22 protein-coding genes and 1 pseudogene are annotated in these 26,650 nt (G+C 67.1%); 21 read left to right on the top strand and 2 right to left on the bottom strand.

Annotated features, from left to right (window positions below):
* The 5 genes from fliS to NHH88_08760 are packed head-to-tail and all read left to right on the top strand — an operon-like array spanning nucleotide 1 to nucleotide 3,398.
* Nucleotides 1–435: a flagellar export chaperone FliS gene (gene fliS / locus NHH88_08780; GenBank protein USX15857.1), complete on the top strand. Its 435-nt coding sequence runs from the start codon at nucleotides 1–3 to the stop codon at nucleotides 433–435.
* Between the two features lie 3 nt (nucleotides 436–438).
* Complete coding sequence (locus NHH88_08775; protein USX15856.1) at nucleotides 439–768, top strand: flagellar protein FliT; 330 nt, start codon at nucleotides 439–441, stop codon at nucleotides 766–768.
* Nucleotides 769–782: 14 nt separating this feature from the next.
* Entirely contained in the window at nucleotides 783–2,306 is a 1,524-nt protein-coding gene (locus NHH88_08770) for a flagellar hook-length control protein FliK (protein USX15855.1), read from the top strand.
* Nucleotides 2,296–2,628: an EscU/YscU/HrcU family type III secretion system export apparatus switch protein gene (locus NHH88_08765; GenBank protein USX15854.1), complete on the top strand. Its 333-nt coding sequence runs from the start codon at nucleotides 2,296–2,298 to the stop codon at nucleotides 2,626–2,628. The genes NHH88_08770 and NHH88_08765 overlap by 11 nt, the downstream gene beginning before the upstream one ends.
* Nucleotides 2,629–2,639: 11 nt before the next feature.
* Nucleotides 2,640–3,398 carry a flagellar brake protein gene (locus NHH88_08760; protein ID USX15853.1) on the top strand — a complete coding sequence of 253 codons (759 nt, stop codon included), beginning with the start codon at nucleotides 2,640–2,642 and terminating at the stop codon, nucleotides 3,396–3,398.
* Between the two features lie 17 nt (nucleotides 3,399–3,415).
* Here NHH88_08760 and NHH88_08755 read toward each other — a convergent pair whose 3' ends face one another.
* Nucleotides 3,416–4,378 carry a helix-turn-helix domain-containing protein gene (locus NHH88_08755; GenBank protein USX15852.1) on the bottom strand — a complete coding sequence of 321 codons (963 nt, stop codon included), beginning with the start codon at nucleotides 4,376–4,378 and terminating at the stop codon, nucleotides 3,416–3,418.
* A gap of 96 nt (nucleotides 4,379–4,474) precedes the next feature.
* Here NHH88_08755 and NHH88_08750 point away from each other — a divergent pair, with 96 nt between their 5' ends.
* Nucleotides 4,475–5,101, top strand: coding sequence for a cysteine hydrolase (locus NHH88_08750; protein USX15851.1), 627 nt, complete (start codon nucleotides 4,475–4,477; stop codon nucleotides 5,099–5,101).
* A gap of 140 nt (nucleotides 5,102–5,241) precedes the next feature.
* Here the strand turns inward: NHH88_08750 and fliE are convergent, their stop codons facing one another.
* Complete coding sequence (gene fliE / locus NHH88_08745; protein USX15850.1) at nucleotides 5,242–5,586, bottom strand: flagellar hook-basal body complex protein FliE; 345 nt, start codon at nucleotides 5,584–5,586, stop codon at nucleotides 5,242–5,244.
* A 236-nt stretch (nucleotides 5,587–5,822) separates the two neighbouring features.
* Here fliE and fliF point away from each other — a divergent pair, with 236 nt between their 5' ends.
* From fliF to NHH88_08670, 15 genes and pseudogenes are all read left to right on the top strand, one after another.
* Nucleotides 5,823–7,571, top strand: a complete 1,749-nt coding sequence (gene fliF / locus NHH88_08740) for a flagellar M-ring protein FliF (protein USX15849.1) — start codon at nucleotides 5,823–5,825, stop codon at nucleotides 7,569–7,571.
* Nucleotides 7,564–8,562: a flagellar motor switch protein FliG gene (fliG, locus tag NHH88_08735; protein ID USX15848.1), complete on the top strand. Its 999-nt coding sequence runs from the start codon at nucleotides 7,564–7,566 to the stop codon at nucleotides 8,560–8,562. Before fliF ends, fliG begins: the two co-directional genes overlap by 8 nt.
* A complete protein-coding gene (locus tag NHH88_08730) occupies nucleotides 8,555–9,310 on the top strand; it encodes a flagellar assembly protein FliH (protein USX15847.1) in 756 nt (251 codons plus the stop codon). The genes fliG and NHH88_08730 overlap by 8 nt, the downstream gene beginning before the upstream one ends.
* A 1-nt stretch (nucleotide 9,311) precedes the next feature.
* The gene (gene fliI, locus NHH88_08725; GenBank protein ID USX15846.1) at nucleotides 9,312–10,742 is read left to right on the top strand and encodes a flagellar protein export ATPase FliI; all 1,431 of its coding nucleotides are present in this window, start codon (nucleotides 9,312–9,314) and stop codon (nucleotides 10,740–10,742) included.
* A 36-nt stretch (nucleotides 10,743–10,778) separates the two neighbouring features.
* Nucleotides 10,779–11,219 (top strand): flagellar export protein FliJ, encoded by a 441-nt coding sequence (gene fliJ / locus NHH88_08720; protein USX15845.1) that lies wholly within the window; start codon nucleotides 10,779–10,781, stop codon nucleotides 11,217–11,219.
* A gap of 538 nt (nucleotides 11,220–11,757) precedes the next feature.
* A pseudogene (locus tag NHH88_08715) lies at nucleotides 11,758–11,916 on the top strand (hemagglutinin).
* A 620-nt stretch (nucleotides 11,917–12,536) separates the two neighbouring features.
* Nucleotides 12,537–12,911, top strand: a complete 375-nt coding sequence (locus tag NHH88_08710) for a flagellar hook-length control protein FliK (protein USX17299.1) — start codon at nucleotides 12,537–12,539, stop codon at nucleotides 12,909–12,911.
* 215 nt (nucleotides 12,912–13,126) lie between these two features.
* On the top strand, nucleotides 13,127–13,639 hold the full coding sequence (fliL, locus tag NHH88_08705) for a flagellar basal body-associated protein FliL (protein ID USX15844.1): 513 nt from the start codon (nucleotides 13,127–13,129) through the stop codon (nucleotides 13,637–13,639).
* Between the two features lie 28 nt (nucleotides 13,640–13,667).
* A complete protein-coding gene (fliM, locus tag NHH88_08700; GenBank protein ID USX15843.1) occupies nucleotides 13,668–14,648 on the top strand; it encodes a flagellar motor switch protein FliM in 981 nt (326 codons plus the stop codon).
* A 48-nt stretch (nucleotides 14,649–14,696) separates the two neighbouring features.
* On the top strand, nucleotides 14,697–15,128 hold the full coding sequence (gene fliN, locus NHH88_08695) for a flagellar motor switch protein FliN (GenBank protein USX15842.1): 432 nt from the start codon (nucleotides 14,697–14,699) through the stop codon (nucleotides 15,126–15,128).
* The gene (gene fliO, locus NHH88_08690; protein USX15841.1) at nucleotides 15,125–15,754 is read left to right on the top strand and encodes a flagellar biosynthetic protein FliO; all 630 of its coding nucleotides are present in this window, start codon (nucleotides 15,125–15,127) and stop codon (nucleotides 15,752–15,754) included. The genes fliN and fliO overlap by 4 nt, the downstream gene beginning before the upstream one ends.
* Nucleotides 15,744–16,517, top strand: coding sequence for a flagellar type III secretion system pore protein FliP (fliP, locus tag NHH88_08685; GenBank protein USX15840.1), 774 nt, complete (start codon nucleotides 15,744–15,746; stop codon nucleotides 16,515–16,517). The genes fliO and fliP overlap by 11 nt, the downstream gene beginning before the upstream one ends.
* 9 nt (nucleotides 16,518–16,526) lie before the next feature.
* Nucleotides 16,527–16,796 (top strand): flagellar biosynthesis protein FliQ, encoded by a 270-nt coding sequence (fliQ, locus tag NHH88_08680; GenBank protein ID USX15839.1) that lies wholly within the window; start codon nucleotides 16,527–16,529, stop codon nucleotides 16,794–16,796.
* Nucleotides 16,797–16,853: 57 nt separating this feature from the next.
* A complete protein-coding gene (fliR, locus tag NHH88_08675) occupies nucleotides 16,854–17,696 on the top strand; it encodes a flagellar biosynthetic protein FliR (protein ID USX15838.1) in 843 nt (280 codons plus the stop codon).
* 84 nt (nucleotides 17,697–17,780) lie between these two features.
* A complete protein-coding gene (locus NHH88_08670) occupies nucleotides 17,781–26,603 on the top strand; it encodes an iron-regulated protein frpC (GenBank protein ID USX15837.1) in 8,823 nt (2,940 codons plus the stop codon).
* The last annotated feature ends 47 nt before the right edge of the window (nucleotides 26,604–26,650 follow it).

Here is a 26,650-nt window from a genome sequence, read left to right as displayed (position 1 = left end):
ATGTTCGGATCTCGACAAACTGGCGTGCATGCCTATGCCAAAGTCGGCATGGAAACAGGCGTTGTGGCCGCCAGCCCCCACAAGCTGATCGTCATGCTGTTCGACGGCGCGCTGGTGGCGCTGAACACGGCGTTGAACGGCATACGCAGTGGCAATATCGCCGAGAAGGGAAAATCGATCTCCAAGGCCATCATGATCATCGACAGCGGCCTGCGCGCCGCGCTCGACAAAAAGGCCGGCGGCGAGATCGCCGAGGGGCTCGACTCACTGTACGAGTACATGAGCGGACGCCTGCTGACGGCCAACATCAACAACGACCCGGCCATCGTGGAGGAAGTGCAGCGTCTGCTCATCGAGTTGCGCGACGCCTGGAACGCCATCGCCGACACCCCCGCCGTCACCGGCATCAAACAACCCAACCTCGCGAGCGCCTGATCCATGATGACGAGCCAAGAAATTTTATCCGTGTACGCCGCCATGGCCGCCCTGACCGAGCAGATGGTGCAGGCCGCCACCCGCAGCGACTGGGACATGCTGGTGTTGCTCGAGGAGCGCGTGGCCGTGCACGTACAATCGCTGCGCGAGCAAGAGGCGCCGGCGCCGATGCGCGGCGCCGAACGCGAACGCAAGATCGAACTGATACGCCAGATGCTCAACGCCGACCGCCAGATCCGCGATCTGACGATGCCGTGGATGGAGCAATTGTCCAAACTGATCAACTCGACCGGCACGGAACGGCGCGTGGTTAGCGCCTACGGCAGCGTTTAAAGCAGGCCGGCGTCATGTTGCCGCGCTTTGACGCCGCCGTCATGCCCGTCCGGCCGGCCGACGGCATCGGCGCCGGCGCGGCCGTCGGCGACGAGCGCCAGGTCGCCTTCCAGCGCGCCATGCAGACCATGGTGGGCAAGTCGGTGACGGCCGAGGTCATGTCCCGCTTCAACGACGGCAGCTCGCTGGTCAAGGTGGCCGACAACGCGGTGCGGATGATGTTGCCGCCCGGCGTCAACGTCGGCGACCAAGTGCCGTTGACGGTGCTAACCGCCTCCCCCCGTCCGACTTTCCAGCTCGGCACGGGCACCCCCGGCGCCTCCCCCGCCGTGGTCTACAGCGAAGGCGCCGCCGCCGATGGCGGCGAAGCCCTATATTCGCCGTCACTGCCGTCCCAGCAAGCGGCCGGCCAGCCCGCCGGCACCGGCCGTCCGCCGGCCGCCACCGTGCCCGGCCAGCCGGCCCAAGCTGAAACCGGCGCCGCCGCCGACCCGGACGCCCTTCCCGGCCAGGCGCGCCCCGGTGTCGCGCCCGGCGCTCCCGCCGCCCAGCCAGGCACGCAGCCGGCGGTGGCACGGCCCGGTGCCGAGGCGGCCCAGGCCGCCGCAGCGCAGGGGAAACCCGCCGACGCCGCAGCGGCCGGACCGGCGGGACGCCCACTAGCGGCCGCCGCCGGCCAGCCCGCCGCCGCACAAGCGGCATCAGCCGCATCAGCCGCCGGCACGCCGCTGCCCGCCGACGCCGTCAAGCCGCAGAGCCTGGCGGCCACCTTGCTGGGCAAGGCGCCATTGACACCGTCCAGCGAACTGCCCGAACTCGACCACACCACGCCACAATCGACCTTGAGCAACACCGCCCGCGTGCTGACCACCGTGCTGACGACGGCCCAAAGCGGCCAAGTGGCGCAACTGGCGCTGATCGGCAAGACTGCGCTGTTCGGCAACAGCCTGCCGGCCACCGACGCGCTGGCGCAGAAGCTGCAGGACACCATCTCCAAGAGCGGCCTGTTCTACGAATCCCATGTGACGGAATGGGTCAAGGGGGAGCGCACCTTGCCCGATCTGATGCGCGAACCGCAGATGCAACGCATGGCGCAAGGCGGCGATCAGGCGGCCGCGCGCGCGGCCGCCAATGGCCCCGACCTGACGGCCGCCCAGATGATCAACCAGCAACTGCACACCCACGAGCAGGGCCGCGTGCAGTGGCAGGGCGAGGCGTGGCCGGGCCAGCCGATGCAGTGGGACGTGCGCCGCGAACAGCGCGAAAAAGACAAGCAGGACGGTGGCGCGGGCGACGAGACGCAGGAACAGATCTGGCGCAGCGGCGTGCGCTTCCGCTTCCCGCTGCTGGGCGAGGTGTCGGCCTCGGTCACCCTGGTCGGCGGCCAAGTCCACATCCAGGTGCAGGCCGGCAGCGACGACGCCGCCGACACTCTGCGCATCCACGCCGGCCGGCTGGAACAGGCGATGGAGGCGGCCGGGGCGCCGCTGTCGTCGCTGCTGATCACACAGGATAGCGGAGGCGGCGATGGCGGATGACACCCCGCGCCGGCCGTTGCAGCAGGCGGTGGCCCTGGCCTACCAGGATGGCGCCCCGGCGCCCAAGGTCGTGGCCAAGGGACGCGGGCTGGTGGCCGAGCAGATCATCGGCGTCGCCAAGGAGGCTGGCGTGTTCATCCACGAGTCCAAGGAACTTGTTTCTTTGCTCATGGATGTGGATTTAGATCAACAAATTCCGCCCACGCTCTATAGGACGATTGCGGAACTATTGGCATGGCTATATCATATTGAATCAGCGCAAAAGTCCGGTTTGCCGCTTCCCGAAGCGCCGGACACCAGCCTCCCACTCACCGAAATTTGACGCCGGCCCAGATGTATCCACACTTTCAGGATGTCGAATTGGAAAACTGGCATGACTATGAAATCGAGTCACGCAAGGAGATCGTCTCCCTGCTGCGTGGCATCGGTGAGAAAAACCAGCTGATCCGCATGCTGATCCAGGGCGAGTCCGACGTTTGCGTCACTTCCATCCTTGACGTCGACGACCAGCTCGACACGGTCGTGCTCGACACCTCGATCGACCCCGAGCAAAACAAGCGCATCCAGGCCGCGCAAGGCTTGTCGTTCGAAACCACGCTCGACAAGGTACGCATCCTGTTCGCTGCCGAAAGAGTCGAAGCGACCGTGTTCGAAGGCAATCCGGCCTTCAAGATCGCCATTCCCCCGACCCTGATCCGCCTGCAGCGGCGCGAGTACTACCGCATCGCCACGCCGGTGACCAATCCGGTGCGTGTGGTCGTCACGCTGCCCGAGGAACTGGGCGGCATCACCACCTTCCCGCTGGCCGACATCAGCTGCGGCGGCATCGCCATCCTGGACAACAAAATGATCCTGGGCGACGCCATCGGCAAAGAGTACCCGAACTGCCGCATCGACCTGCCGGAGATCGGGCAAGTCACCACAGCGCTGCAGGTGCGCAACTCGCTCGACCTGACCCTGCTCAACAACAAGACCAATCGCCGCCTCGGCTGCGAGTTCGTCAACATCCAGCGCAGCACCCTGTCCTACGTGCAGCGCTACATCACCAAGCTCGAACGCGAACGCAACGCCCGCATCGCGGGCATGATGTAGTCACTGTCGGCGGCGGGTCAGCGGCGGTAAGCACCACGGTAGGCCGACGGCGACGTCTGCAACACCGCGCGGAAATGCTGTCGCAACGACAACGCCGAACCGAATCCCGCCTCCTGCGCCACCACCTCGATCGACGCGTCGCCGCTTTCGAGCATCCATTGCGCGTGCGCCAGCCGCTGGCCCAGCAGCCACTGCTTGAACGAGGTGCCGGTGGCTTGCCGGAAATGGCGCGTGAAGTTGCGCCGGCTCATGGCGGCGCGTTCCGCCAGCGCGTCGATGCTGTGGGGCTGCTCCAGACGCTGCGTGACCCACTCCAGCACGTCGGCGAAGCGGCCGTCGCTGCTGGACACGGGCAACGGCCGTTCGATGAACTGCGCCTGCCCGCCCTGCCGGTGCGGCGCGATCACCAGTTGGCGGGCCACGCGGTTGGCGGCATCGGCGCCGCGTAGCTGGCGCAGCAGATGCAAACAGCAATCGAGGCCGGCGGCGACACCCGCCGACGTCAGCACCTGGCCGGCATCGACATACAGCACGTCGGGATCGATGGCGATGCGCGGATGGCGCGCGGCCAGCGCGGCGGCGAATTGCCAGTGGGTGGTCGCGGTTTTGCCGTCCAGCAGACCTGCCTCGGCCAGCGGAAACGCCCCCAGGCACAGCCCCACCACGCGGGCGCCGCGCGCATGGGCCGTACGCAGGGCCTCCAGCAGCGCGGGCGGCGCGGCCCGGCAATCGTTGTGCCACGAAGGCATGATGACGATATCGGCGTCGTCGAGCGCGCGCAGGTCGTAGTCGGTGGCGATGGCGAAGCCGGCGGAGGTGCGCAGCGGCGTGCCGTCGGCCGCGCAGACACGCACGTCGAAGCCCGCCTGCCCGATGTCCTGGCCCGCTTCGAACACCAGGCACGGCACGGACAGATGGAAAGGCGTGATGCCGTCGTAGGCGATCACGGCGACGCTGATGGGCCGGTCGGTGGTATTCATGGCCCGATTATACCGCAACGGTGCCTTCGGGCCACTGGCTGGGGGCGCCGGATGGATCGACAATGGACTCATCATCCACCTCCAAAGGAATCCACCATGTCCACCACCCCGCGCCGCGCCCTGCTCGTCATCGACGTGCAAAACGAATATTTCACAGGCCAGTTGCCGATAGAGTTCCCGCCAGTGTCGACCTCGCTGCCCAATATCACCTTGGCGATGGACAGCGCCACGGCGGCAGGGATCCCGGTGATCACGGTCCAGCACGACGCGCCCGCCGTGTCCCCGGTGTTCGCCGTCGGCTCCCCGGCGTGGCAGTTGCACCCGGGCGTGGCAGGCCGCCACGCAGACCACCACATCCACAAGCAAGCCTCGAGCGTGTTCGCCGGCACCGACCTGGCGCAATGGCTGAAGGACAAGCGGATCGACACCCTGACGATCGCCGGCTACATGACGCACAACTGCGACGCGGCGACCATCTACCACGCGGCGCACGACGGTCTGACGGTGGAGTTTCTGGCCGATGCGACCGGCTCGCTGCCCTACAAAAACGCGGCGGGCAAAGCCAGTGCTGAGGAAATACACCGGGTCTACAGCACGGTGTTCCATTCGAACTTCGCGGCGGTTGCTAGCACCGCCGACTGGGTAAAAGCCGTGCAGGAAGACCAGTCCCTCAAGCGCGACAACATTTATCTCTCCAACCAACGCGCCCGACACCAGGAATAACAACAAAATTGTGGTAGTCGGGACTAACAACAGCGGGGTCAGGTCCGACATTCGGACAAACCAAGTCGGACGCCGAACCTTTTACCATCAAGAGAGTTCCGCAATGTCCGAATGTCGGACCTGACCCCGGGGTTACGGGGTTAGACTTGCATATTCATGATTTCGTGGTACGACGATACGAGCTTGTTGCGCACCTGAATCGTTGCCTGGAAGTTAATACTGGCCTTTTGCATGGCGATCATCGTGTCCGACAGGCTGACGCTGTCGTCGCCCATGGCGAAGCGCTTGCCCATGTCGGCCGCCTTGACCTGGCTGGCGTTGACCGCCGCCAGCGACTTTTCCAAGGCGTCCGAGAACTGCGCCTTCGGTACGGCCGGCGCCTCGGTCTGGATCACCGGCGGCGTCAGGCTCGGGCGCGTGGCGTGCGCCTTCAACTGGGCGATCATGGCCTGGATCTGGCTGCTGTCGATGCCACCTGTTTTCATTTGAATACTCCTATCTGTTGCTGTCGCGAAACAAATTCGACGACATGGCCGAGCCCGGCGTTACAATACGGAACGGCTCTATCAGTCCTGCCAGAATACCAAGCCCGGCGCAACAGCACATGGACGAGCAGGACGGTAAAGGGCGCTCTATTCCAAGCATTAAATTTCCGGACGACAAGCAATAATCTGTTCTGCCCTCCCCCATTTCAGACCCAGTTACCCGGAACCCAACCATCATGGCCGCAGCCGAAGCAATCGACAACGACACAGCAGCCCCGCCAGCACCCGGCGACGACGGTGCGGAACGGCTGCCCTTTATCCGGACCCCGATGGGCCGCAACTTCATGCGCGCGGCGGCCGCCGCCGCGATCGTGGCGGTGCTCATCGGCCTGTACATGTGGAACAAACCGCCCGATTACGGCGTGCTGTTCTCCAATTTCACCGACCGCGACGGCGGCGCCATCACCGCCGAGCTGGACAAGCTGAACATCAAGCACAAGTTCTCGGAAAACGGCGGCGCCATCCTGGTGCCGACCGAGCAAGTCCACGACGCCCGCCTGAAACTGGCCGCGCAAGGCTTGCCCAAGGGCGGCAACGTCGGCTTCGAGCTGATGGAAAACCAGAAACTGGGCGTGTCCCAGTTCCTCGAACAGGTCAACTACCAGCGCGCGCTCGAAGGCGAGCTGGCGCGCTCGATCCAGTCCTTGGCCGCCGTCGAGAACGCCCGCGTCCACCTGGCGCTGCCGAAGCCGTCCGTGTTCGTGCGCGACCAGCAAAAGCCGACCGCTTCGGTCCTGCTGACCCTGCACCCGAACCGCATGCTCGACCCGGCCCAGACCGCCGCCATCGTCCACCTGGTCGCTTCCAGCGTGCCGGAACTGATGCCGGCCAACGTCACCGTGGTCGACCAGGCCGGTAACCTGATCTCGGACCAGAACAAGAACGGCAGTGGCGGCCTGAACGCCAAGAACATGGATGAAACCCAGCTCAAGTATGTCAAGGACATGCAGCTGCAGGTCATCAAGCAAGTCGAATCGATCATCGTTCCCATCGTCGGCGAGGGCAATGTGCGCGCCGAGGCGACCGCCGACGTCGATTTCTCCAAGGTCGAACAAGCCGCCGAAACCTACAAGCCGAACTCGCCGCCGGCGGCGTCGGCCATCCGTAGCCAGCAAAGCAGCGAAACCAGCGGCGACGCCAACGCCAATCCGGGCGGCATTCCGGGCGCGCTGTCGAACCAGCCGCCGGGCACCGCCACCGCACCGCTCGACCAGGCTGTCGCCAACGGCCCCAACGCGCCGGCGCCGGGCACGCCGCCGGGCGGCGTCAACGCCAACGCAACCGGACCGAAACACAAGGAATCGACTACCAATTACGAAGTCGACAAGACCGTGCGCTACGAGACGCGCGGCATGGGCGGCCTGCGCCGCATGACGGTGGCCGTTGTGGTCAATTACAAACGCCTGGTCGACAAGGACGGCAAAGTCACCATTAAAGCCTATACTCCGGAAGAGATGGCCAAGATCAACGATCTGGTCAAGCAGGCGATGGGTTACAACCAGGACCGGGGCGACGCCGTCAGCGTGGCCAACTCGCCGTTCGACGGCGTCGACCGTCCGTTCGAGCCGGCGCTCGACTGGTGGCGCGATCCGGCCAACCTGCCGATGGCCAAGGACCTGGCCAAGTTCCTGATCACCGCGCTGATCCTGCTGTACATCGTGCTGCGCATCGTGCGTCCGATGATGCGTCCGGTCTTCAAGAAGATCGACGAGATCAACGCGCCGGAGCCGGAGCCGGAAGAGCCGGAGGAAGTCGTCGAGGAAGGCCCCGACGAGGCCCTCATCGCCGAGGAAGAACTGCGCAAGATGGAAGAGAACACCGTCAAGACTTACCGCGAAAATCTGGCGATGGCGAAGAAGCTCGCCGTCGAGGACCCACGCATCGTTGCCAACGTCATCAAGGAATGGATAGGCGCAAATGACTGAGAATACCGGACTCCAAAAAGCCGCCATCCTGATGCTGGCGATGGGCGAGAGCGAAGCGGCCGAAGTGATGAAATACCTCGGCCCGCGCGAAGTGCTCAAACTCGGCGCGGCCATGGCGACCATGAAGAACGTGCCGCACGAGGAAGTCGTCGGCACCCTGGACAACTTCCGCGAGATGGTCGCGGCCGCCTCCACGGTCGGCCTCGACTCGGACGAGTACATCCGCCAGGTGCTGACCAAGGCGCTGGGCGACGACAAGGCCTCGGTGCTGCTGTCGCGCATCCTGGGCGGCAAGGACGCCTCCGGCATCGAATCGCTGAAGTGGATGGATTCGCAGTCCGTCGCCGAGCTGATCCGCAACGAGCACCCGCAGATCATCGCCACCATCCTGGTCCACCTGGAGCGCGACCAGGCGTGCGAAATTTTGAGCCACTTCACCGACCGCCTGCGCAACGACGCCGTGCTGCGCATCGCCACCCTGGACGGCGTGCAGCCGGCCGCGCTACGCGAGCTGAACGACGTGCTGACCAAGCTGTTGTCCGGTAACGAAAACATCAAGAAATCGTCGCTGGGCGGCGTGCGCACGGCCGCCGAGATCCTCAACTTTATGAGCGGTGAGCAGGAAGGTTCTGTGATGGACAACATCAAGAACTACGACAACGACATGGCGCAGAAGATCATGGACGAGATGTTCGTGTTCGACAACCTGATCGATATCGACGACCGTGGCATCCAATTGCTGCTGCGCGAAGTGCAGTCGGAGATGCTGATCATCGCACTCAAGGGCGCGTCGCAGGAATTGCGCGACAAGATCTTCAAGAACATGTCGGCGCGCGCCAGCGAGATGATGCGCGAAGACCTGGAATCGAAAGGCCCGGTGCGCCTGTCCGAAGTGGAAACCCAGCAGAAGCAGATTTTGCAGATCGTGCGCCGCCTGGCCGACGAAGGCCAGATCGTGTTAGGCGGCAAAGGCGAGGATTCGTTTGTCTAATTTGCCCAAAGAGCAGCAAACCGCATTCCAGCGCTGGGAGATGCGCTCGTTCGGCGACGAGCGCCCGAGCGTGGTGGCGCTGCGCGACGCCGAGCAGCGCGAACGCAACGCCGAGCACGCCCGCGTCGAGGCCGAGCAGCGCGTGCACGAGGCGCTGTTGGAGCAGCAGGAACTGGTCGAGATCGGCCCTCCGCTGCCGCCGCCGCTCGAATACCCCACCGTCGAAGAACTCGAAAACATCCGTGAAGAAGCGCGCCAATCCGGCTACGAAGAAGGCCGCGCGGCCGGCCACGCCGACGCCCTTGCCGCCGGCGAAATCGCCACTAAGGAAGAACTGCAACAGATGCGCGCGCTGGCCGACGGCTTCAGCGGCGCGCTGCGCGACGCCGACCAGCTGATCGCCAACGACGTGCTGGACCTGGCGCTGCAACTGGCCAAGGGCATGCTCAAGAACGCGCTGCAGGTCAAGCCGGAATTGATCTTGCCGATCGTGCGCGACGCCATCGATTACCTGCCGGCGCTGCAACAGCCGGCGCAGTTGCACCTGCATCCGGACGACGCCGTCAGCGTGCGCGCCGCCATCGGCGAGGAGCTCGACAAGGGCGGCTGGCGCGTGATCGAGGATACAAACGTCGGTCGCGGCGGCTGCAAGGTCGATACCGCCAGCAACCAGATCGACGCCACCGCCGCCGCGCGCTGGCAACGCCTGAGCCATGCGCTGGGCAAGGAAGTGGATTGGCTGGACTGACATGAACGCCGCCCGCGACAAAAAACCCGACGACGCCCAAGCCCCCAGCCCGCACGCCGGCCGCTGGAAGTCTTACCTTGGCGACTGCGGCGCGCTGGTCGGCTTCGTCGAACCGATGCAGATCTCCGGCCGCGTCACCCGCGTCGCCGGCCTGGTCATGGAGGCGGTCGGCCTGCGCCTGGCCGTCGGCGCCGCCTGCACCGTGCCGCTGCCCGGCGGCGGCAAGATCGAGGCGGAAGTGGTCGGCTTCGAGGGCGACCGATTGTTCCTGATGCCGCAAAGCGATGTCGAGGGCGTGGTGCCCGGCACCCGCGTGTTCCCGGTCGAACCGGCGATTCCGAAACCGGGCACCGTGGCCCATCCGCGCCGCCGTCCCAGCGACCGCGCGCGCCACCTGCCGGTCGGGCCGGAGTTGCTGGGCCGCGTGCTCGACGGCGCCGGCCGCGTGCTCGACAACCTCGGCCCGCTCAACGCCTCCGACAGCGCGCCGATCAACACCCGACCCGCCAACCCGCTCGGCCGCGCGCCCATCGTCGACACGCTCGACGTCGGCGTGCGCTCGATCAACGCCATGCTCACCGTCGGACGCGGCCAGCGCATGGGCCTGTTCGCGGGCTCCGGCGTCGGTAAATCCGTCCTGCTGGGCATGATGGCGCGCTACACCGAGGCCGACGTCATCGTCGTCGGCCTGATCGGCGAACGCGGACGCGAGGTAAAAGAATTCATCGAGCAGATTCTCGGGCCCGAGGGCCTGGCCCGCTCTGTCGTCGTGGCCGCCCCGGCCGACACGCCGCCGCTGATGCGCCTGCAAGGCGCGGCCTACGCCACCGCCATCGCCGAGCACTTCCGCGACAAGGGTCAGAACGTGCTGCTGATCATGGATTCGCTGACCCGCTACGCCATGGCGCAACGGGAGATCGCACTGGCCATCGGCGAACCGCCGGCCACCAAGGGCTATCCGCCGTCGGTGTTCGCCAAGCTGCCGGTGCTGGTCGAACGGGCCGGCAACGGCGAGGTCGGCGGCGGCTCGATCACCGCCTTCTACACCGTGCTGACCGAGGGCGACGATCAACAGGACCCGATCGCCGATTCGGCGCGCGCAATTTTGGACGGCCACATCGTGCTCAACCGCCGCCTGGCCGAGTCGGGCCACTACCCGGCCATCGACATCGAACAGTCGATCAGCCGCGCCATGCACTCGATCACCACGCACGAGCACCAGCAGCGCGCGCGCCACCTGAAACAGTTGTTTTCCCGCTACGAGCGCAGCCGCGACCTGATCAGCGTGGGCGCCTACGCGCCCGGCACCGACCCGGTATTGGACCAGGCTATCGTGCTGCACGATCGGATAGAAAACTTTCTTCAGCAACAAATCACCGAACGGGTCACCATGGACGAGAGTTTGGGCCAACTTACCTCTCTGTTCGACTGATGGACGCGGTACGCCGCCACCTATAATTGATTCACTATGGCATCCAAAGCGCAACTTGAAACATTGATCGACCTGGCCCGCCGGGAAACCGACGATGCGGCCAAGCGGCTCGGCGCGTCCCTGAAAGCGGTGGACGAAGCCACGCAAAAGCACCAGATGCTGGTCGGCTACCGCGACGAGTACGTCAAACGCTTCGAGGAGGCGCAGGCGGCCGGCATCACGCCCATGGCCTACCGCAATTTCCAGGCCTTCATGGAGAAGCTGGACGTGGCCGTCAAGGGCCAGCTGGAGATGATACGGCACGCCGAATACCGCGCCGACCAGGAAAAAGCCGCGTGGCAGACCGCAGAGCGCAAGCGCATGTCCTACTCCACCCTCAACGAGCGGGCGGACGCCGAGGCGCTCAAGCTGGAAAACAAGCGCGACCAGAAGCAGATGGACGAACACGCAGCACGACAAGCTTATTACAAGCGTTGACCCGAACCCTACCGACACGGCGCGATCATGCAAACCACCAATCTCCAACTTCCGACGCTGAACGCCAACGCGGTCTCGGCACCCAAGGCCAACCTGAACCTGGGCGCGGGCGGCGACAACAACGCGTTCAAGAAGGCGCTGTCGCGCGAGATGGATCAACGCCAGGCCAACAACACGAATATGATCGCCAAGACGCCGGACCGCCCGGCGCCGGCGTCGCGCCCGTCGGCGCCGAAACCAACCGTGCCGGCCAAACCGGCGCAGCCACAGAACCAGCAAGCCGACGCGGCCGACAAAGCCGCGCAGTCGGCCGTGCGCGGTGAAACGACAACGGCTGCCGCGCCGACCGCTCCCGCTAAAACCAGCACTGCCGACAGCGGCACCGATGGCGCCAGCGACAGCGCGACCAGCGACGCCGAGGCCGCCAAGTCGGCCGATCCGGTGGCCGATATGCTGGCACTGGTGGCGGCGTTCAATCAACCGCCCGCCCCGGCCGCCAGGGCCGGCAACGATGCCTCGGCCGCGATAGGCGGCAACACCGGCGCCAGCGCCGCCGCGCTTGCCGCCGAAGCGGCCGCCCTCGCCGCCGAACTGGCCGCCGCCAAAGCAGCCGATGCCGCCATCGGCGCCGATACCGCCGCCGATGCCGATCCGACACTCACCGCCGCCGACACCGCCGCGCTCGACGACGCCGCCCTGCTGGCCGCCAAGGCCGGCGCCGGCGCCGACGCCGCCGCCGACTTCAAGGCCGCGCTGACCAACGCCGGCGCCACAGCGCAGGCGGTGGCCGACGCCGCAGCGGCCGCAGCAGGAGCCAAGGCCGCCGCCGATGCCGCCAACGCGGCCGGCAAGCTGACCCCGGTACCTGCCAGCGCCTTGTCCAACCTCACCGCCACCACCAATGTCCCGGGTGCGGCCAGCGTGGACGACAAGGCCGACGCCACCGCCGTATTGAAAGACACGACGGCGACCACCGCCGACGCGGCCGCCACCGGCAAGGCCGCGCCGGCCGCCGACTTCCAGCAGCAACTGACCCAGTCACAGCAAGCCCAGCAACATCAATCGGACGCCGCGCTGGCCGCCGCCGCGCCGCGTGCCGGCGCCGCCAGTGCCGCAAGTGCCGAATCTTTGCCTGTGCCGAGCGAGACGGCGACGGCCGCCATCGCGCCGACCGCGCAGGCGGCGCTGGAGACCGCCAAGGCGGCCGTCGCCGCGCCGACGGACAAGCTCACCAGCCGCGTCGGCACCCAGGCATGGGACCAGCAGCTGGGCCAGAAAGTCATCTTCATGGCCGCAGGCGGCGAACAAAGCGCCACCATGGAATTGAATCCGCCGGACCTCGGTCCGCTGCAGGTCGTGCTGAGCGTGAACAAGGACCAGGCCACCGCCGCCTTCAGCTCGGCCCAGCCGGAAGTGCGCCAGGCGCTCGAGGCGGCGCTGCCGAAGCTGCGCGAAATGATGAGCGAGGCCGGCATCCAGCTCGGCAGCGCGACGGTCTCGGCCGGAATGTCGGACCAGAACAACGGTTTCAACCAGCAAGCCACGTCTATGCAAAACGATAACAACGGCCAGCGCGGCGGACGCGCCGGCGGCAGCGGTCTTGCCGGCCGTGGCGACGACGGCGGCGACGCCGCGCGCGCCGGCCCCCCGGCGCGGCGCGTGCCGGCAGGCGCGGTCGACACCTTCGCCTGAACGGCGGCGGGCGGCGGGCGGCGTGCCGGAAACGGCAACGCGGCCCTCCCGGTTTTGTTGTCGGTTCAACTATGGAAGCGTCAAGCAGCCACTGGATCACCGTTCTTTTCGGCATTTCCAACCGCGCAGGCACAACCGATAATGACATAATGGCGAAATGATCCATTCGTCCCATACGGGCAAAGGCAAGGGTAATTTTGAAAGCGAATCCAAAAGTGAAAGCTGATCAGAAAGTTGAAGCGCCTGCGGGCGGCGGCAGCAAAAAACTGATCATCATCATCGTCGCGGTGGTGCTGTTGCTCGGCGCGGCCGGCGGCGGCGCGGCCTGGTTCTTCATGCACGGCAAGGAAGAGGCGCACGAGGAAGACGAGAAGCCGGTCAAGAAAAAGTCGGCAAAAAAGGCCGGACCGTCGGAGTACATTCCGGTCGAGCCGTTCACCGTCAACCTGCAGCCCGGTGAAGCCGGCACCGACCAGTATTTGCAACTGGCGTTCACGCTGGAGGTGGGCAGCCTGGAAGAGGCGGACAACCTCAAGAAGAATATGGCCAAGGTGCGCAACCGCGTGTTGCTGCTACTGTCGAGCAAAAAAGCCGCCGACATCAACACGCCCGAGGGCAAGGTCCAACTGTCCAAGGAAATCACCGAGCAGTTGTCGGAACCGTTCGAACATCGCGGCGACAAGCAGGACATCATCGATGTGCTGTTCACGTCGTTTATCATCCAGTAAGCAGCAGTTGACAGGTAAGTAATCCACCATGGCCGATAATTTTCTCTCCCAGGAAGAAGTCGATGCCCTTCTGAAGGGCGTCAACGGCGACCAGGACGACGCCCAGCAGCAAGAGGACGTGGCCGGCGTACGGACCTACAACCTGGCCACGCAGGAACGCATCGTCCGCGGCCGGATGCCGACCCTGGAGATTATCAACGAGCGCTTCGCGCGCCTGCTGCGCGTGGGCCTGTTCAACTTCCTGCGCCGCAGCGCCGAGGTCTCTGTGGGCTCGGTGCGGGTCTCCAAGTACAGCGAATTCATCCGCAACCTGGTGGTGCCGACCAACCTGAATCTGGTACACATGAAGCCGCTGCGCGGCACGGCGCTGATGGTGTTCGATCCGGGCCTGGTGTTCCTGCTGGTGGACAACCTGTTCGGCGGCGACGGCCGCTTCCACACCCGCGTCGAGGGCCGCGACTTCACGCAGACCGAGCAGCGCATCATCCTGCGCATCCTCGATATCGTGTTCGAGGCCTACACCAAGTCGTGGGAGCCGGTTTATCCGGTCGAGTTCGAGTACATCCGCTCGGAAATGAACACGCAGTTCGCCAACATCGCCACCCCGAACGAGGTGGTGGTGGCGTCGACCTTCACCGTGGAGCTGGGATCGGTCTCCGGCCAGATCCACTTTTGCATGCCGTATTCGATGATCGAGCCGATCCGCGATTCGCTCACGTCGAGCCTGCAGGGCGAGGCGCTGGAAGTCGACAAGCGCTGGATCCGCCTGATGACGCAGCAAATCCAGATCGCCGAGGTCGAGGTGGTCGCCTCGCTGGGCACGGCCAAGGTCAATTTCGACGAGATCCTCAACATGCGGGTGGGCGACATCATCCCGCTGACGATCCCGGAGCTGATCTCGGCCACCGTCGACGGCGTGCCCGTGATGGACTGCAGCTACGGCGTGATGAACGGACAATACGCGTTGAAGGTCGAGAAATTGCTCGCCAATGCCGATAACCTTAAATAAATAAGACCGCGGCGTTGGCCGCCGGTAACCGCAACACAGGAGAGAAACATGTCGGATAATCAAGACGACGATCAAAGCATGGACGACCCTTGGGGCGCCGCGATCGCCGAACAAGCCCAGGCTGAAGCGGAAGCCCTGCAGGCGCAGCAAGCGCAGCAGGCCGCCAGCGCGGCCGTCTTCAAGGACTTCTCCGGCACGCCGAGCAAGACCGAGACCCACAACGACATCGACTTCATCCTCGACATTCCGGTCCAGCTGACGGTCGAACTGGGCCGCACCAAGATCGCCATCAAGAACCTGCTGCAACTGGCGCAGGGCTCAGTGGTCGAGCTCGACGGCATGGCCGGCGAGCCGATGGACGTGCTGGTCAACGGCTGCCTGATCGCCCAGGGCGAGGTGGTGGTGGTCAACGACAAGTTCGGTATCCGCCTGACCGACATCATCACGCCATCCGAACGTATCCGAAAACTGAATAAATGAAGCACGGACCAACCTTCTCCCTGATCCTCGCGGCGGCCCTGGCCGCCGCGCCCGCGATGGCGCAGACCACCGCCGCGCCGGCCGCCGACAAGGCGGCCACTTCCGCACCGGCCGCGGCCACACCGGCCCCCACCGTGACGCCGGTCGTCCCGGCCGCCGCCGAACCCGCTACCACCGCCACCACCGCCCCGACCGCCCCGGCCACGACGGCGCCGGCGGCGACACCGGCGACCACCCCGCCCGGCCCGCTGGCAATGACGATTCCGACGCCGCCGCCGGCGGCTCCGGGCGCCGGCAGCCTGATGCAAACCACCTTCGCGCTGCTGTTCGTGCTGGCGTTGCTGGTGGGCGGCGCCTGGTTCCTCAAGCGCTTCGGTCCCAAGAACCTGGGCGGCGCCGGCGGCACCGTCAAGCTGGTCGGCTCGCTGAGCCTGGGCACGCGCGAGCGCATCCTGGTGGTCGAGGTGGGCGATCAATGGATCGTCGTGGGCGCCTCGCCGGGCCGCATGAACGCGCTGGCGACGATGCCGCGCCAGGAAAACGCCGAAGCGGTGCCGGCCACCCTGCAGACGGCCAACTTCGCCGAGTGGTTCAAACAAACGATCGACAAGCGCAATGCGAAATAATCAGCCTGGCGCCAAGTCGCGCGCGCTCAAAGCGCTGCTGCTGGCCGGCGCGCTGGCGCTGCCGCTGCTGGCGGCGGCCCAATCGAACATCGGCATCCCGGCGCTGAACGCCACGCCGGCGCCGGGCGGCGGCACCAACTACACCCTGCCGCTGCAGACCATGCTGTTGATGACGGCGCTGTCGTTCATCCCGGCAGCGTTGTTGTTGATGACTTGTTTCACCCGCATCATCATCGTGCTGTCGCTGCTGCGCCAGGCGCTGGGCACGCAGTCGGCGCCGCCGAACCAGGTCATTGTCGGCCTGGCGCTGTTCCTGACCTTGTTCGTCATGGGACCGACCTTCGACAAGATCTACAACGAGGCCTATCTGCCGCTGCAGGAAAACAAGATCACCATGACCGACGCCATGGACAAGGGCGCCGCGCCGCTCAAGGCATTCATGATGAAACAGACCCGCCAGGCCGACCTCGCGCTGTTCGTCAAGCTCTCGCGCAGCCCGGCGCTGCAGGGGCCCGAGGACGTGCCGCTGCGCATCCTGGTGCCGGCGTTCGTTACCAGCGAACTGAAGACCGCGTTCCAGATCGGCTTCGCCATCTTCATCCCCTTCCTGATCATCGACATGGTGGTGGCGTCGGTGCTGATGTCGATGGGGATGATGATGATGTCGCCGGCGGTCATCTCGCTGCCGTTCAAGCTGATGCTGTTCGTGCTGGTCGACGGCTGGCAGTTGCTGCTCGGCTCGCTGGCGCAAAGTTTCTACTAGGAGGCCGCGATGACACCCGAAAGCGTCATGACCCTGGGCCGCCACGCGATGGAGGTCACGCTGATGATCGCCGCGCCGATGCTGCTGGTGGCGCTGATCATCGGCCTGATCGTCAGCATCTTCCAGGCGGCCACGCAGATCAACGAGGCGACCCTGTCGTTCATCCCCAAACTGGTCGGCATCTTCGTCGCGCTGGTCGTGGCCGGCCCGTGGATGTTGTCGGTCATGCTCGACTATATGCGCGAGGTGTTCAGCGGCATTCCCAACCTTGTTGGCTAAATGCCATTAGTTCCAGAGGGAAATGTAACGCTTGGTAACAAACCCTAACAAACCCTCATGATTACCATCGCCAGTGCCGATATCAACATGTGGATCGCAGGATTGCTGTGGCCGCTCACGCGCATCCTCGGCCTGCTGGCGGCCGCCCCGCTGTTCGGCAACAAGGCGGTGCCGGCCAGCGTCAAGGTGATGCTGGGGGTGATGCTGGCGGCGATCGTGGCGCCGGCCGTGCCGGCGCTGCCGGCGACCGATCCGATGTCGCTGGCCGGGCTGCTGATCCTGGCGCAGGAGATGCTGATCGGGCTGGCGATGGGTTTCAGCATCCGCATCATCTTCGCCGCGGTCGAGATGGCGGGGGAAATCTCCAGCCTGACGATGGGCCTGGGCTTCGCGACGTTCTTCGATCCGAACACGCAGGGGCGCTCGTCGGCGATCAGCCAGTTCCTGGCGCTGGTGGCCACCCTGGGTTTCCTGTCCGTCAACGCCCACCTGGTGCTGCTGTCGGCGCTGGTGGAGAGTTTTTCGTCGTTGCCGGTGTCGGCCGCACCGATCTACAGCGGCGGCTTCAAGCAGTTGGCCGACTGGGGCGGACGGATCTTCAGCACCGGTGTCCAGCTGTCGCTGCCGATCGTGGCGGCGTTGTTGATCACCAACGTCGCGCTCGGGATTTTGACGCGCGCGGCGCCGGCCTTGAATTTGTTTGGCATCGGTTTTCCGATCACTTTAGGTGTGGGTTTGCTGGTGGTCGCCATGACACTGCCGTACCTGGCGACGCCGGTACAGAACCTCTTTTTGGATGGCATTGAACGGGCGCGGCTGATGCCGCGCACCTGGTCCCAGCGGCCCCCTCCCGTCGCCCCGGCAAACGTGCCGGTTCGACAACCGGGCTCGGCGCCATAGCGAAGTTCAATCGTCGTTCGGCAGTAATTGGTTTCCATGTGGCAATTTAGTGCGTATCATGGAAGCTCCCCGGGAGACCCAGCAATGACTTCGATTATTACAGGCATGACAACAGAGGTGATCGCCAGTCTGTCGACCGCGCGCATCGCCAGCCTGACGGCCGAAGACATCGCAGCGTTCAGCTCGGACCAGTTCAGCGTGCTGAACACCGACCAACTGCGCGCCATCGGCACGCGCCAACTGGGGGCCCTCACCGCCGACGGCCTCGCCGGCATGACCACCGACCAGGTGCCGGCGCTGTCGCTGCCCCAGGTGGCCGCCTTCACCACCGGCCAGATCGCCCTGCTGAGCACCGACCAGCTCGTCGCGCTGAGCACGCGCGAGATGACCGCACTCACCAGCCGCCAGCTCAACACCCTCAACCACCTGCAGGTCGCCGCGCTCGAGACCGACGACCTGCGCGCGCTGCAAACCCTGCAGATCGCCACGCTCGGCTCCAACCAGGTCTCCTACCTGACCACCGACCAGCTCAACGCGCTGGTCACGCGCCAGCTGGTGGCGCTGAGCACCGGCGCCATCCGGGCGCTGGGCGTCGACCAGCTGACCTCGCTGGCGACGGCCGCTATGGCGCGCCTGTCCACGCAGCAAATCAACGCCTTGACGGCCGAACAACTGGCGCTGGTCTCCACCGACCAGATCGCCGGCCTGAGCACCTTGCAGGTCAGCGCCCTGGCCACGGCCTCGCTGGCCGTGCTCACCAGCGACCAGATCGCCGCAATCGAAACGCGCGACCTGGTCTGGATGAGCAGCGCCCAGATCGCCCTGCTCAACGGCGAACAGCTCGCCGGCCTCACCACCGACCAGGTGCACGCGCTGCGCAGCAACGCCGTCGCCGCCCTGACCATCGACCAATTGCCGGTGCTCACGACCGACCAGATCGTCGCGCTGGCGTCGTTGGCGCCGCTGAACTCGGCGCAGATGGCCGCGCTGACTACCGACCAGCTCGTCGCACTGACGACCAGGACCGTCTCCTTGCTGAGCAGCGCGCAGCTGGCCGCGCTGCTGCCCGAGCAGGTGCAAGCGCTCACCACCGACCAGGTCGCCGGTCTGACCACCGCCCAGGTCATGGCGCTGACCACCGCCATGCTCGCCCAGTTGACCACCAACCAGGTGGCCGCGCTGGAAACGCGCGACGTCGCGCGGCTCACCAGCGGCCAGATCCGCGTATTCAACAACGACCAATTGGCCGCGCTGACCACCGACCAGATGGTCGCGCTCAGCAGCGACAACCTGGCCGCGCTGTTGCCCGAGCAGCTCGCCGTGCTCAGCACCGACCAGATCGCCGCGCTCAAGAGCCTGGCGCCGCTGGGCACCTTGCAGATGACGGCGCTCACCACCGACCAGATCGTTTCCTTGGAAACGCGCGACCTGGTCGGCCTGACCAGCACCCAGCTGGCGGCGCTGACCCCCGAACAGGTCCAGGCGCTGACGGCCACCCAGATCATCGACCTGACCGCCGCCCAGTACCGCGGCCTGTCCACCGCCATGCTCAACGCGCTCACCAGCGCCCAGATCGGCCAGATCGAAACGCGCGACATCGCCGCGCTGCAATCGACGCAGGTGGCGCGCCTGTCGACCGACCAGATCGTCGCCCTCAATTCCGACCAGTTCGGCGCGCTCGCCAGCGCCGCCGTCGCCGCCCTCGACACCGACCAGATCGGCGTGCTCACGAGCGACCAGGTCAACGCGCTGTCGACCCTGTCCATGCTGTCGAGCGCCCAGATCACCGGCGTCACCACCGGCCAGCTGGCGTCGCTGACGACGCGCCACGTCGGCACGCTCACCAGCGGCCAGCTGCGCGCGCTGTCGCTGGAACAGGCGCAATCGCTGACAACCGACCAGATCGTTGCGCTGAGCGCCGCGCAACTGCGCGGCCTGGGCTCGGCGACGATGGCCGCGCTCTCGACCGACCAGATCGCTGCCATCGAAACGCGCGATATCGCCGGCCTCGACACCGACCAGATCAACCAGCTCACCAGCGACCAGATCGCCGCGCTGGGCACCGCCCAGGTCGCCGCGCTCGACACCGCCGGCACCGTCGCGCTGTCGGCCGACCAGATCGTCGCGCTGTCCACCGACCAGATCGACGCGCTGCGCTTCATCGCCGCGCTCTCCACGCGCCAGGTGCGCGCGCTCACGACCGCCCAGGTCGCCAGCATCACGACGCAGGACTTCAGCGCGCTGGCCACCCGCCAGTTCGGCGCGCTCGACAGCGACCAGTCGGCCGCGCTCACCACCGACCAGATCGTCGCGCTCAACAGCGCGCAACTGGTGGCGCTGAGCACCGACGCCATCGCCGCGCTCACCACCGACGCCATCGCCGCCATCGAAACGCGCGATTTCCGCGCGCTGCGCACGGCGCAACTGGCGCGCCTGGGCACCGCCCAGATCGTCGCGCTGACCACCGCCCAGCTGGCCGTGCTGGGCACGGCGGGCATCCGCGCGCTCGACGCCGAGCAGTTGGCCGTGCTCAACAGCGACCAGATCGCCGCCTTGAGCGCGCTCACGCCGCTGACCTCGCGCCAGATGGCGTCCCTGACGACCGACCAGATTGCCCAGATGGGCACGGCCGACTTCGCCTCGCTGCAAACGACCCAGATCGCCGCGCTCAGCGTCGATCAGGCCGCCGCCATGACTAGCGACCAGGTGCAGGCGATGACGACGGCGCAACTGCGCGCGCTGGGCACCGACCGTATCGCCGCGCTCGGCACGGACCGCATCGCCGCGCTGCGCCTCGACGAGATCATCGCGCTGAGCACGCGCCAGATCACCGCGCTGGGCAGCGACCAGCTCGACGCGCTGAGCAGCCGCCAGTTGCGCGCGCTCACGACGGCCGAGGTGGCCGCGCTGACGGCCGCCCAGATCGCCAGCCTGGACGACGCCCAGATTGACGCGCTGGCCACCCTGGCCGCGCTGTCGACCCGCCAACTGGGCGCCTTCAGCACCGACCAGCTGTCGCACCTGAACCTGGCCGACCTGCGCACCTTGCGCTCGAACCAGATCGCCGCCCTCAACAGCGACCAGCTGATCGCGCTGACCACCGACCAGATCGCCGGCCTGGCCACCGCCCAGGTGCGCGGCGTGTCCACCGCCAACATCGGCCTGCTGACCACCGACCAGATCGTCGCGCTCAGCTACGCGGTGCTGGCCAGCCTGTCGACGCGGCAAGTGGCCGCGCTGTCGACCGACCAAGTGGCGTCGTTGACGACCAACCAGATCACCGTGCTGACGACCCAGGAGATCGCCGCACTGACGGCCGAGCAAAAGGCCGCCCTCACCACCGACCAGATCGGCGCGCTGTCGTCGCTGGCGAGCTTCTCGACGGCCTCCATCGCCGCGCTCACCACCAACCAGATCGCCTCGCTGTCGCTGGGCATCCTGGCCAGCCTGACGACGCGCCAGATCGCCGCCCTCACGACCGACCAGATCGGCGCCTTGACCACCAACGCCGTGGTGGCGCTGACCACCGCGCAGATCCGCGCGCTGGGCTCGGCCCAGATCGCGGCGCTGAACTCCGACCAGGTACCGGCCATCGAGCTGGCCGACGTGCTGGCGCTGTCGACGCGCCAGATCGCCGCGCTGACCACCGACCAGCTGGGCCGGCTGACCAACACCCAGTTCGCCACATTGAGCACGCAGCACATCGCCGCCTTGACCACGCGCCAGATCGCCGCGCTCACGACCGACCAGGTGGCCAGCCTCGCCAACCTGGCGCCGCTGACGAGCCGCCAGATCGCCGCGCTGACCACCGACCAGATCGCCAGCCTGGCGCTCGACAAGATCACCACCCTGCGCACCAACCAGATCGCCGGCCTGACCAGCGTCCAGGTGGGCGCGCTGACGACCGACCAGATCGTCGCGCTGAGCACGGGGCAAGTGCGCAGCCTCAACGCCGCCACCCTGGCCGCGCTGTCGACCGACCAGGTGGCCGCGATCGAGGCGGTCGACATCGCCGCGCTCGGCACCAACCAGATCACCATCCTCAACAGCGATCAGCTGGCCGCGCTCACCGCCGGCCAGTTCGCCGCGCTGAGCACGCGCGCCATGGCCAGCCTCAAGAGCGCGCAGATCGCCGCGCTCTCGACCGCCCAACTGGGCAGCCTGGCCTCGCTGGCGCCGTTGACCACCTTGCAGATCCGGGCCTTGACCAGCACCCAGATCGACAGCCTTGGCCTGGGCCAGATCACCACCCTGAGCACGCGCCAGCTCAACGCGCTGGCCAGCGCCCAGCTGCAGGCGATCAGCACCAACCAGATCGTCGCGCTTGAGACGCGCCAGGTGCGCGGGCTGTCCACGGCCGCGCTGGCGGCCTTGACGACCGACCAGATCGCCGCTATCGAACTGGCCGACATCGTCGTGCTCAGGACCGACCAGGTCGCCGCGCTGACGACCGACCAGGTCTCCGCGCTGACCCTGGTGCAACTGGCCAGCATGACCAGCCAGGAGATCGGCGCGCTGACGACCCGCCAGATCGCCGTGCTCTCCAACGCGCAGTTCGCCGCGCTGGGCAGCCTGGCCAGCCTGAGCACGCGCCAGGTGGCCGGCCTGTCGAGCGACCAGATCCTTGCGCTCACGCCGGAGCAGTTCGCCGCGCTGCGCACCGCCCAGATCGCCGCGTTCACCACCAGCCAGATCCAGTTCTTCACCACCGACCAGATTCCGGCGCTGACCACCGCGCAAATACGGGCTCTGTCGAACGCGGCCATCGCCGCGCTGACCACCGACCAGATCGCCGCGCTGGCCGGCGACGACCTGGCCGCGCTCAAGACCAGCCAGCTCGTCGTGCTGGGCAGCGACCAGCTGGCGGCGCTGTCGGCCGACCAGTACAACGCCCTCACCAGCACGGAAATCTCGGCGCTGACCACGCGCCAGATCGGCTACCTGACGGCCGACCAGCTGGCCGCGCTGTCGAGCCTGAAACCGCTGACGAGCGTGCAGATCGCCGCCCTCAGCACGGACCAGCTCGGCGCGATGACGGCCGAGCGCTTCGCCACCCTGGGCACGCGCCAGCTGGCCGCGCTGACGAAAAACCAGGCCGGCGGCCTGACCGCCGCCCAGCTGATCACCCTGTCGACCGGGCAGATCCGCGCCATCGCCACCGCCCTGCTGTCGCGCCTGGACCCGACCCTGATCGCGCAGATCGAGGTCGAGGACCTGGCCGCGTTCACCACCGCGCAGTTGCGCTCGCTCACGACCGACCAGATCGTCGCGCTGACCCTGGACCAGTTGCACGCGCTCAGCAGCGCCGACATCGCCGCCTTCTCGCAAACCCAGCTGGGCGCGATGACGCCCGAGCAGGCCGCGGCGCTGGGCAACCTGGCCGACTACACGACGGCGCAGATCGCCGCCATGTCGCTGGCGCGCATCGCCGCGCTGACGGCGTCCGACCTCGAACTGCTCAACTCGCGCCAGATCGGCGCGCTGCAGACCGAGCAGATCGCCGTGTTCAGCGCCGAGCAGCTGGTCGCGCTGAGCGCGGCCCAGGTCGGCGCGCTGAGCCTGGCGGCCGTGCGCGCCCTCACCCCCGAGCAGATCGCCGCCATCGAGGCGGCCGACATCCCGGGCATGAAGACGGCGCAGATACAGGCGCTCTCGACCGACCAACTGCTGGCCTTCACCGCCGACCAGATCGGCGCGCTGACGAGCCAGGAAGTGGCCAGCCTCAAGTTGCAACAGCTGAACGCGCTGAGCGCCGACCAGTTGCGCGCGCTGACCAACATCCGCGCGCTGACCACGGTCCAGGTGCGGGCGCTGACCGGCGACCAGCTGCAGGCGCTGCTGCCCGACCAGATCGCCACCCTGCGCACCGCGCAGATCGCCGCGCTGAGCAACACCCAGGCGGCGCTGCTGACGACCGACCAGATCGTCGCGCTCACCACCGCCGAACTGCTGGCGCTGACCACGCGCGCGCTGGCCGCGCTCACCGCCGAGCAAATCGTCGCGATCGAGCTGGGCGACATCGCCGCGCTGCGCTCGACGCAGCTGATGTCGCTGGCGACCGCGCAGATCGCCGCCCTCAGCCTCGACCAGATCGGCGCCATCACCACCGGCGCGCTCAGCGCGCTGACGGTCAACCAGGTGCGCGCGCTGAGCGTCGACCAGATCATTAATCTGAGCCCGGGGCAGGCAGCCGCGCTGTCGACCAGGGCCATCGCCTCGCTCAGCATCGACCAGTTCACCGCGCTCGAGCCGCTCGACCTGGCCGCGCTCAAGACCGCCCAGATCCGCGCGCTCACCTCGGCCGAGGTCAGCAGCATGACCAGCAGCCAGTTGCTGGCGCTGACCGCCGCCCAGGTGGCCGCGCTCAGCCCGGCCCAGCTGGCGTACCTGACGCCGGAGCAGTTCGCGCTGCTCGATGTGATCGGCTCGCTCAACACGGCCCAGGTGGCGGCGCTGAGCACCGACCGCATCCAGGCGCTCAACGACACCCAGTTGGCCGCGCTCAGCAGCAGGCAGGTGGGCGCGCTCACCAGCAAACAGGTGCAGGCGCTCACCACCCACCAGATCCAGGCGCTGTCGGTCAACCAGTGGCGCGCGCTGGGCACCGCCGCGCTGCGCGGCCTGTCGGGCGAGCAGATCGCCGCGATGGAGATCGAGGACCTGTCGGGCTTGCGCACCACCCAGTTCTCGACCCTGACGACCCTGCAAATTTCGCAGTTGAGCGTCGACCAGTTCGGTGTGCTGTCGACGGCCGAACTGGCGTCGCTGACGGCGGCCCAGATGAAGGCGGTGTCGAACGAACAACTGGCCGGCCTGACGACCTTGTCGCCCTTCACCACCGCCCAGGTCAGCGCGCTGACCACGGACCAGCTGGTCGCGTTCGGTATGGACCAGCTCGCCACGTTGCGTGCCGCACAGGTCGGCGCGCTGACGCTCACGCAGATGCGCGGCATCACCACCGACCAGTTGGCGGCGCTCAGCACGGCCCAGGTGCGCGCCATCAACCTGACCGCGCTGGCAGGGCTCAGCACCGACCAGATCGCCAGCATCGAGATCGAGGACATCGGCGCGCTCAGCGACGCCCAGGTCGACGCCCTGACCCGGCCGCAGATCGCCGCGCTGACCCTGGCGCAGGTGGCCACCCTGAACACCTCGCAGATCGAAGCGATCAGCGTGGCCGACATCGGCGCGCTGTCGACCGGCCAGATCAACAGCCTGCGCACCTTGGGCGCGTTCAACGGCGCCCAGGTGGCGGCGCTGACCACGCAGCAGATCGGCGCCATCGATGGCGAGCACTTCGCCACGTTGCGTTCGGCGCAGCTCAACGGGATGACCCTGACCCAGGTGGCGCAACTGACCGCCGGCCAGCTGGGCGCGGTGAGCACCCGGCAGTTGCCCGGCCTGAATCTGGTGGCGCTGAGCACGCTACAAATCGGCGCGCTGAACGTGGCGGCGGTCGCCGGCCTGAACTCGGCGCAACTGAGCTCGCTCAAAACCAGCCAGCTCGGCGCGCTCACGATCGAGCAGTTCACGGCGCTGACGACGCGCACCTTGGCCGGGCTGGACGTGACCAAGGTGCGCGGCCTGACCACTACCCAGCTCGGTTCGCTCAGCTCGCTGAACACCTTCACCGCCGGCCAGATGACCGGCTTCACGTCGGCCCAGATCGCCGGCCTGGGCGCCGAGATGATCGGCAACCTGCGCACCAACCAATTGGCCGCGCTGGGCGCGGCGCAGGCGCTGGGCCTGACCACCGGCCAGATGGCGACCCTGGAGGCGCCGCAGGTGGTGGCGCTGAACGCGTCGGTGTTCAACGCGCTGAACTCGGACCAGATCCAGATGCTCGACGCCAACGACATCGTCGCGCTGCGGACGGCGCAGGTGGCCGCGCTGTCGGGCGCCACCATCGCCAACATGAGCGCGCAACAGGTCGCCGCGTTCACCACGGCGCAGGTGCGCTCGCTCAAGGCGATCCAGATCGCCGCGCTGACGTCCGACCAGGTCGCCGCGCTGACGGTGGCCGAGCTGTCGGCCTTCACGATGACGCAGGCCGGGGCGTTCACCGCAGACCAGCTCGCCGCGCTGAGCGACGAGCAGCGCGCGGCATTGCTGACCAGCCCGCTCATCCTCGATCTCGACGGCAACGGCGTGCGCACTCTGGCGCTGGAGGCCGGCGTGCGCTTCGACCTGCACGCCGACGGCCAGCAGGTCGCCACCGGCTGGGTCGGCCAGGGCGACGGCCTGCTCGCGCTGGACCGCAACCATGACGGCACGATCAACGACGGCGGCGAGCTGTTCGGAACCAGCACCGGCACATCGACCGGCGGCGGCGGCAAGGCGCGCGACGGCTTCGCCGCGCTGGCCGACATCGACGCCAACGGCGACGGCGTCGTCGACGCAAAGGACGCGCAGTTCGGCGACCTGCGCGTGTGGGTGGACGCCAACGCGGACGGCATCAGCCAGAGCGGCGAATTGCGGACATTGGGTGCGCTGGGCATCACCGGCATGAACGTCGGCGCCACCAAGGCCAGCGAGCTGGACAACGGCAACTGGATCGGGCTTCGCTCCAGCTTCACCACCGCCGACGGCGGCGTCCACCAGGTGGCCGACGTCTGGTTCCGGGCCGAGCGCTCGACCCAGGCGGGCGCCGGGGTTGGCACCCAGGTAAGCGCGCTGGCACAGGCGCTGGGCGGCTACGCGCAGGCGCAGGCCACGGTGGACACCGCGGGCGGCCAGTTGACGATGCCGGCCGACATGACGGCAAGTGCGCTGGGCGGCAGCGTCGCCGCCCTGGGCGAGCAGATGAGGCAGTACCAGGCAAGCACCGGCTTGAGCGGCGGCGCCACGGCCCACACCGACGAGTGGTTCCGCAAGCCGGCTCAACCGGGCATGCTGGCCGCGAAGTAAGGCGGCGCCAGCCGACCCGCAAAGCCAAACAGGGTCGGACCCATCGG

This window comes from Oxalobacteraceae bacterium OTU3CAMAD1 (genome assembly GCA_024123915.1).
In the GTDB taxonomy this organism is placed as follows: Bacteria; Pseudomonadota; Gammaproteobacteria; order Burkholderiales; family Burkholderiaceae_D; genus Rugamonas.
Note: the sequence above shows the minus strand (reverse complement) of the source record. Positions and strands in the feature narration are given on the sequence as shown.